Source organism: Acinetobacter rudis (assembly GCF_000829675.1).
Classification (GTDB): Bacteria; Pseudomonadota; Gammaproteobacteria; order Pseudomonadales; family Moraxellaceae; genus Acinetobacter; species Acinetobacter rudis.
In genome coordinates this window covers 21,785-28,330 of record NZ_BBRX01000050.1, presented here as the reverse complement: position 1 = coordinate 28,330, position 6,546 = coordinate 21,785, and the positions used below count along the sequence as shown (strand labels likewise).

Here is a 6,546-nt window from a genome sequence, read left to right as displayed (position 1 = left end):
TTTAATTAAATTAAATTCAGATTGTGATTACCAATTATTTAATTGGTTAAAACAAAGTGAGCAAGCGCTGTGTATTTCGAATATGCCAAATGAAGAGTTATTACCTTTTTTAAATATGTCATCCAGACTAGTTAATTAAGAGACTAAATATTATGAGAAATATACCAAGTAATATGCTCATACTCGCGCTTGGTCAAGCATTAACCAGTACGGCAATTTCGTTATTAACGCTTGTTTCAAGTTTGGCAGGGAGTTATTTAGCGCCATTAAAATCACTCAGTACTTTACCTGTGAGTGCCACTGTGATTGGTGCGATGCTGATGATATATCCAGCTTCAATCATCATGGGTAAGTTAGGGCGTAAAAATGGTTTTATGCTTAAAGCAGCGATTGGTGTTGTTGGCGGAATAGCGGGTTATTATGCTTTAGTTCAACATAGCTTTTACATATTAATTTGGGGTGCTTTTATTTTAGGAATTTTTAGTTCTTTTGGGCAGTATTACCGCTTTGCAGCAATCGAAGTGGCTAAAAATGAAGATGACAAGCATTTGGCTTTGTCCATAGTGACTGGTGCAGGTGTTATTGGTGGTATCTTGGGTCCAATGTTGGGGGGAGAGTTTGCTCAAATAATTCCTAATGCACCATTTGCAGGTGCTTTTATTGTTCTCTCTGTTATCTGTGTTGTCTTGGCTATTTCTCAATGTGGCTTATCCTCCGATCTTGGAAAGGTGGAAATAGCGCAACATGAAAAGAATGATATAGTTAAATTAAATCAAACATTTTTTTTAGTTAGTTTGATTTGTGCAATTGGTTTTTTTGTTATGACCTTGGTCATGAATGCTGCACCACTTGCCTTACATCACAGTGGGTTTAGTCTTCAAGATATTGCATTGGTGTTGCAGATTCATTTTGTACTGATGTATTTTCCTTCCTTTTTCAATCCATTGGTGATTAGACACTTTGGTGTCGATGGATTAATACTTTTAGGGATTGCAGCAGGTATAGTTGCAGCCTTATTTTCATTTGTACCCATGCAAACTCAATTTTTATATATGTTGGAATTGGGGCTTGCTGGCATAGCATGGAATTTCATATTTAATGGCGGAACACTCTTGTTAGTGAACACATATCCAGCGAAGCTTAAAACCAAAGCACAGGGCATTAATTCGTGGATTGTCTACTCTGCCAATGTGTGTGCTTCTTTTGGTTCAGGAGTATTAATTACACAGTACAGTTGGAAGTTAGTTAATGCCTTGGGTTTGCTTCTGTTAATTATCGCTTTATATCTGATCTTGATTAAAAAAATCCATCAAAATACGATGTTTAATCCCTCTTAATATAAAAAATATGATGATGTTGAATCATGTAAAACGCCCAATGAAATTAATCATTGGGCGTTTCTTTGAAATCATCAAAAGCAGATTTCAAAAATTGGCTCTAGGGGGGGGGCATCTATGCTAGCAGTAGACAATAATCCATTATTGTTATTGATGCGACACCCTTGAACCTGCAAAAGGCCTAGGGCTTATTTTTGCTTTTTTAACTCTTTTTCGAGCTTTTGGATTTTGCCTTGGTGTTTTGAAATTTTTTCAAGACGGGCTTTAATCTGTTTTTTTAACGCTTTAGTCTGCTTAGACATGATCTTACTCCTTACTGGTTAAGTCCGTGATTTGATTTTTTTTAACAAATTCACGAATAAATTTTCTGAGTTCGCGTGCTGCACTGGTATCAAGCTCATCACAAAGACGAATAAATTGATCTCGTTCAGCACTGTTAATGCGAATCAAAAGCTGACCATCTTTTTTATTCACCTTATTTTTTTTGGGTTGTTCAGTCATAACAGAGATCTCCCGAATAAGGTGATTGCAAAAATGTATATACAATATATATGCAAAATATATATAAAGCAAGTTATTGTAAAATAAATATTTTTTTAGATGACTCAATGCTATAGCTTGAATATCTTGGATTAACAGTTTTTTATATATTTTATATGTGAATATTGAATTGGTTTTTTAGCATTAAAAGAGATAATAAATAGTAGAAATATGAACAAGGAATAAACATGATTTTAAAATATTCGCTAAGGACGCTGCTCGCTACGGTGAGTATGGCAGTATGTTCAATGAGTACCTTTGCCGCTGTTCAGGTGTATGGTCCTGGTGGACCAGCACCCGCTATGCAGGAAGCTGCCAAACAATTCCAGAAAAATACCAATATTCAGGTCAACGTGACTGCAGGTCCAACGCCTAAATGGGTAGAGCAGGCAAAGCAAAATGCTGATGTGATTTATAGTGGTTCTGAAGCAATGATGTCTGATTTTGAAAATTTGTTTGCTGCACAGATTGTCAAAGAGAGCATTGAGCCGTTATATCTCAGAGCAGCAGCGATTGTGGTACGCTCTGGGAATCCTAAAAATATTCAAGGCTTTAAAGATTTAGCTCGCAATAATCATAAGGTACTTGTGACCCATGGCGCAGGTCAAGTTGGGCTTTGGGAGGACATTGCAGGGCGTAGCGGTGATATTGAATTGCTCAAGTCAGTGCGTAAAAATATTGTCACATATGCAGCCAACACTGCTGTAGCCAAAGAGGCATGGATTAAAGATAGTCGCTATGATGCTTGGGTGGTCTACAATATTTGGGGCGTGGCTAATCCTGATTTAGGTCAATTGGTTTCTATTGAGCCTGAGTTGGTTATTTACCGTGATACAGGTATCGCTCTGACGCAGCAAGGAAGTGTAAATAAAGAAGCGACTCAATTTGTCCAGTTTCTTAAGTCGAATCAAGGCAAAGTTATTTTTCAAAAATATGGTTGGAAATAATTCAACATTAAATGTTTAAGAACAAAGGCAAGCTAAGATAAGTTGCCTGAGTTTCATGTAATGAAGTTAGATGTTTGACGGGCATCTAGTTCGGTCTTGGAGTGACATGTAAAAAGCGAGAAATTGCGAGGCGTAACTGATTAAGATAGCCTGTAAAATAGTGATTTGCACCCGGTAATACCGTGATTAAATGGCGCTGTGGTCTTGCCCATTGTAATAGATCATCAAGTTTGGTGATTTGATCCAATTCACCATGGATGAGAAGTAAATCACCTTGGATATTTGGAGTTTCGTAGCGTCTTAGCCCAGCAACATCGACATCTGCGGTAGGTAAACCACATAAAATCAATTGTCTAGCTTTGTGTTGATCACTTAAGCGAGTATGGCACTTGGCAATGACATGGGCTCCGAAACTAAAGCCTGCTGCATAAAATGGTAGATGTGGATGGCGTTGATGTAGTTCCGCAATGACTTGAAGCATGTCTTCTGTTTCACCCATACCGTCATCATGAGTACCTTGACTATGTCCAACGCCACGAAAATTAGGACGATAGACAATACAGCCTTGTTCCACCAGTAACTGTGCCAGTAAGGTCGGAACTTTATGTTGTGGTGTACCGCCGACTAAGGGATGAGGGTGACAGACCAAAGCAAAACCACGGATGTCTCCTAAGGGTTGATCAACATAAGTTTCAATTTGACCTGCTTGGCCAGTTAAAAAAAGTGTATCAGTCATAGCTTAAGCATACTCGGAGCGAAAAACTGTGCTTAGTTTAGCGATTGTGCTGATCAAAAACATGAATTGGTATAAAAATATGCGTGCTGTTATAGTGATATCCAGATATTTGATCAACAAGGACTACTATGCTTGCGTTACTGTCTCCTGCAAAAACTTTAGATTATAGTACGACACTGCCGAGTGATGTATTTACTCAGCCACGCCTCTTGGAACAGTCGCAAAAATTGATTGATGAAGCAGCACAGTTGTCTGCTTCAGAAGTAATGCGCTTAATGACAGTAAGTGAAAAAATTGCACAATTAAATGTCAAGCGCTTTCGCGATTGGCAAGCTGATTTTGATTTCTCTAATGCGCGCCAAGCGATCTTTGCCTTTAAGGGTGATGTTTATAGCGGCTTAGATGCCTATCATCTTTCTGATGATGCTCTGGATTTTGCACAAACCCATTTGCGAATGCTCTCAGGTTTATACGGCTTATTACGCCCACTAGATTTGATGATGCCTTATCGCTTGGAAATGGGGATTCGATTGAAAAATGAACGTGGTACAAACTTGTATCAGTTTTGGGGCGATCGTATTACTCAGTTAATTAATGACGATTTAAAACATGCTAAAGCAACACAGCTGATTAATCTGGCTTCAGATGAATATTATAAAGCTGTGATTGAGAGCAAAGTACAGGCAGAGATTATTAAGCCAGTATTTTTAGATCAGAAAAATGGTCAATATAAGATCATTAGTTTTTATGCTAAAAAGGCACGTGGTTTAATGGCACGCTATATGGTGCAAAATCAAGTTAAGCATGCTGATCAGCTTAAAGAGTTTAATCTTGAAGGTTATTATTATGATGCTCAGCAGTCCACTGCACAAAACATGGTGTTTTTACGTGATGAGCAAAGTTAACGACATGTCGAGTTAAAGTGCGATCCATAAAAAAAGGCCATCAAATGATGGCCTTTTTCGATCCTTAAGATCTTAGTGGTGGTGACCACCAACACCGTGAACGTGACCGTGCTCAAGCTCTTCAGCAGAAGCATCACGAACTTCAACGATTTCCACTTGGAAAGTTAAGTCTTGACCAGCAAGAGGGAAGTTCGCATCAACGATGATGTTTTCAGCTTCAACAGCTTTAACAGTAACGATTTGTACGCCATCATCAGATTGCGCTTGGAACTGCATACCAGGCTCGATGTTTTCAACGCCTTGGAACATTTGCTTAGGAACTTCTTGAACGAGGTCAGGGTTGTACTCGCCATAGCCTTCAGCAGCAGGTACATTTACTGTGAATTTTTCACCTACTTTTTTACCTAACAAAGCTTTTTCTAAGCCAGGAATGATATTACCTGCACCATGCAAATAGGCTAGTGGTTCGCCTTGAGATTGGTCAAGTGTCTCACCCTCAGCATTTGTTAGTGTGTAGTGGAAAGAAACCACGTGGTTATTTGCAATTGCATCAGTCATTGTATTGATCCATTCAATATTTAGGGGTATATCATAAAGTGAAAATTACAGCTTGTAGAATATTTCTATCAAAAAACACATTTTTAACAACAATATGATGATTGTTTGGACAATTGGGGCAGCATTGAAATTTTTCAATGCTGATTTATTGCCACTAAAATTTTTCGTGTAACAAAATTTTTAACTTAAATCTATTTTTGAATACGATTTTAAGCTAAAAAAGGGAATTTTTCTTGTAACCATGCCCAAAAACGTTGGTACCAAGTACTTTCTTCAATCTGAACTTGATCTTCAATATCAAAGCTCTGTAAAAGTTGATCACCTTGATAAATATTCACTTGAGCAAGTTGTATCACTTGATTGACTGGTGCAGTTAAGTCTTTTTGCTTTAATGCTACATTCATATGCGTGACGACATCAGTTTTTGGCGCGATTGCAGTCATTTGGCCTTGTGCATCTGCTTGCATAATGCTGTGTTGAGCAAGATCAAATAAAGCGAGATCAATTGCACCGACTTGTTGATATAAACTTGTCGTGATCAATTGAGTTTGTTTAGCTTCTACTTTATAAAGTTTGTTTGCTGATTTATTGACAGGGACTTCTGCGATTAATTGCTTGCCTTCGAGGCCGACTTGGTTACGTGTATAGTAATAAGCCAGATCGAGTAACTTATAGGCAACCTCAGCACGTTTTTCCATGCCTTTGGTGCCCATTACAACAACCATAAGACGACGTTCAGCAAGACCTTGCTGACTATTTGGACGATGTGCAGTCAATGCCAAGTTATAACCAGCAGCTTTAGTAAAGCCTGTTTTCATGCCATCGCTACTTGGATCAAGTTTAAGGACTAAGTTAGTGGCAAGATGTTCTTTATTTTTATAACTAAAACTCGGTTGTTTTGAATAGTGAAGATATTCTGGCGCTTGACGAACTATGGTGTCTCCCAATAGTGCTAAATCATGTGCAGAAGAGAAATGATCATCCATTGTAATGCCAGCTGGATTGGAAAAATGGGTGTTTTTCATACCAATCGCTTGCGCTTCTTGATTCATACGCGCGATAAATGCTGGCAAGCTACCTGAAATTTTTTCAGCTAAACTCACTGCTGCGTCATTGGCTGACATCACAATTAAACCTGCCAATAACTGGTCGACACTGATTTTTTCACCTGGTTTTAAAAACATTTGTGATTCATCAGGTTGAACAATACTGACGATCGGAGTTGCTGTGATGATTTCATCTTTATTGAGACGACCTGCTTTAATTTCTTTTAAAGCAATATAAGCAGTCATCATCTTGGTGAGTGATGCTGGAGCACGTTGAGCATGGCTATTATGCTCTGCAATAACTTGGCCAGTTTGAGTGTCTAAAATGGTCCAAGATTCAGCTTCAACGGTCGCAGGATTAATGTTGAGTAAACCTGCATAAATGACGGTGGAAAAGCAGAAGCAGCAAAGTGCAATGAGTGAACTAAAAAATTTCAAGCGAGTACCTTTTCCACGTAGGGTAGAAACATAAAACAA

At 38.3% G+C, this 6,546-nt stretch carries 7 protein-coding genes; 3 read left to right on the top strand and 4 right to left on the bottom strand.

Features of this window, described 5'->3' with window-relative positions:
- The first annotated feature begins 152 nt into the window (after positions 1-152).
- The gene (locus tag Aru01_RS13050; protein WP_016656890.1) at positions 153-1,337 is read left to right on the top strand and encodes an MFS transporter; all 1,185 of its coding nucleotides are present in this window, start codon (positions 153-155) and stop codon (positions 1,335-1,337) included.
- A 306-nt stretch (positions 1,338-1,643) separates the two neighbouring features.
- Here the strand turns inward: Aru01_RS13050 and Aru01_RS13045 are convergent, their stop codons facing one another.
- Positions 1,644-1,838: a hypothetical protein gene (locus Aru01_RS13045; RefSeq protein ID WP_016656888.1), complete on the bottom strand. Its 195-nt coding sequence runs from the start codon at positions 1,836-1,838 to the stop codon at positions 1,644-1,646.
- A 272-nt stretch (positions 1,839-2,110) separates the two neighbouring features.
- On the opposite strand from Aru01_RS13045, the gene Aru01_RS13040 reads away from it, so the two are divergent.
- On the top strand, positions 2,111-2,824 hold the full coding sequence (locus tag Aru01_RS13040; RefSeq protein WP_155757987.1) for a substrate-binding domain-containing protein: 714 nt from the start codon (positions 2,111-2,113) through the stop codon (positions 2,822-2,824).
- 85 nt (positions 2,825-2,909) lie between these two features.
- Here Aru01_RS13040 and Aru01_RS13035 read toward each other — a convergent pair whose 3' ends face one another.
- Positions 2,910-3,560, bottom strand: a complete 651-nt coding sequence (locus tag Aru01_RS13035; RefSeq protein ID WP_016656886.1) for an alpha/beta hydrolase — start codon at positions 3,558-3,560, stop codon at positions 2,910-2,912.
- Positions 3,561-3,688: 128 nt separating this feature from the next.
- On the opposite strand from Aru01_RS13035, the gene yaaA reads away from it, so the two are divergent.
- Positions 3,689-4,465 carry a peroxide stress protein YaaA gene (gene yaaA, locus Aru01_RS13030; RefSeq protein ID WP_016656885.1) on the top strand — a complete coding sequence of 259 codons (777 nt, stop codon included), beginning with the start codon at positions 3,689-3,691 and terminating at the stop codon, positions 4,463-4,465.
- 72 nt (positions 4,466-4,537) lie between these two features.
- On the opposite strand, the gene Aru01_RS13025 is transcribed toward yaaA, so the two are convergent.
- Both Aru01_RS13025 and Aru01_RS13020 read right to left on the bottom strand, forming a co-directional pair.
- Complete coding sequence (locus Aru01_RS13025; protein ID WP_016656884.1) at positions 4,538-5,023, bottom strand: FKBP-type peptidyl-prolyl cis-trans isomerase; 486 nt, start codon at positions 5,021-5,023, stop codon at positions 4,538-4,540.
- A gap of 209 nt (positions 5,024-5,232) precedes the next feature.
- Positions 5,233-6,507, bottom strand: coding sequence for a D-alanyl-D-alanine carboxypeptidase family protein (locus Aru01_RS13020; protein ID WP_040331340.1), 1,275 nt, complete (start codon positions 6,505-6,507; stop codon positions 5,233-5,235).
- Positions 6,508-6,546 lie beyond the last annotated feature (39 nt).